The organism is Cupriavidus sp. DB3 (genome assembly GCF_020418465.1).
Lineage (GTDB): Bacteria > Pseudomonadota > Gammaproteobacteria > Burkholderiales > Burkholderiaceae > Cupriavidus > Cupriavidus cauae.
In genome coordinates, this window is the sequence record NZ_JAIZPL010000016.1 from 1 (window position 1) to 1,455 (window position 1,455).

1 protein-coding gene and 1 pseudogene are annotated in these 1,455 nt (G+C 67.2%); both read right to left on the reverse strand.

Translation table 11 applies throughout. The annotated features are described in order from the left end of the window. The coding region (locus tag K7G19_RS24860) for a methyl-accepting chemotaxis protein (protein WP_226109665.1) at positions 1 to 978 on the reverse strand (978 nt) is incomplete at its 3' end. Positions 979 to 1,226: 248 nt separating this feature from the next. Then, a pseudogene (locus K7G19_RS24865) lies at positions 1,227 to 1,455 on the reverse strand (chemotaxis protein); the annotation flags it as partial.

A 1,455-nucleotide genomic window follows, 5' to 3' on the forward strand; every position in this document is an offset into this window, starting at 1 on the left:
GTCGGCGTTCTGGCGCACCGTGCCGGTCAGCTCTTCCATGCTCGACGCCGTCTCTTCCAGCGAGGCCGCCTGCTGCTCGGTGCGCTGCGACAGGTCGCTGTTGCCCGCGGCGATCTCACGCGAGGCCGAGGCGATCGACTCGGCCGCCGTCTTGAACTCCTGCACCATGCCCGACAGTTGCAGCTGCATCTGCTTCATCGCGTACAGCATGCTGCCGCGGTCGCCGGCGCGCAGCTTGATCTCGGTCGAGAAGTCGCCGTCGGCGATACGCGACGCGATCGAGGCCGCGTAGGCCGGCTCGCCGCCCAGCTGGCGCGACAGCGCGCGGGCCAGGAACACGCCGAGCAGCAGCGACACCGCCAGTCCGCCCAGCACCAGCGCCAGCATCCACAGGCGCGAGCTTTCGTAGACCCCCTGGGCCTCTTCCATGTTGGCGCGGGCACCGGCGTCGCGGCGCTTGACCATGTTGAACATCAGCTCTTCGATCGCATGGCCATCCTTGAGCAGGGCCGTGCTTTCCTCGAAGACCTGGCTCTCGAACTGCGAGGTATCGAGCGGCTGGCGCGAGACCAGCTCGACATACTTGCCCATGCGGTCACGGTATGCCGGCAGCAGCGTGTCGAACTGCTTGAGCAGCGCCTGGCCCTGCTCGGTCTGGAACGAGTTGCGCGCCTGCTTGATGCGCTCGTCGACCACGCCGAACGACTTCTCGATCAGCGTCTTCTCGGTCGTGCGTTCGCCCATCGTCGAGGCCGACAGCAGCGCGATCTGCGCGCGGCTGGCGTACAGCAGGTTGATGTTGGCGTCCTGCACGGCCTTGAGCGCCTGCAGGTCGTTGTTGTAGATCCGGCTGGTCCACTCGGTCATCCGGCCCATATTGACCACCCCCAGCAGGCCCATCGCCATGCCGATGACGGAAACGATCAGAAAGCCGACGACCAGCTTCGTCGCGACTCGCAGTTGCTTGAACCATTGCATGAGAACTACCTCTTCTTCTGGATGACCGTCCGGCCGGATTGCGGCGCCGATCGTCGGGGATCGGGCGCCGCGCTTACCGGCTTCGTTGTAATGCCGGGCGATGCTGCTGTCCGTGCTTCGATTGGTGCCGAGCCCTCTTGGGTCCGGCCTCCCTGTCCATCAATTACCCATCAAATACCTGTCAAGCGCCCATCACCTGCGCATCCCGTGCGCATCGACTACCTGCCCGATGGGCATCGGCCGGGCGCTTACGCGCGCGCCAGCCGCGGCGCCTCGGCCGGCTGCGCCGACGCGGCACGCGGACGCATCGGACGCGGCTCGGCCTTCAGGCTGACGCGGAACACCGCCACCGCGTCGCGCAGCCGCGCGGCCTGGTCTTCCAGCGAACCGGCCGCGGCGGCGGCCTGCTCGACCAGCGCCGCGTTCTGCTGCGTGACCTCGTCCATCTGCGCCACCGCCTGGTTCACCTGCTCGATG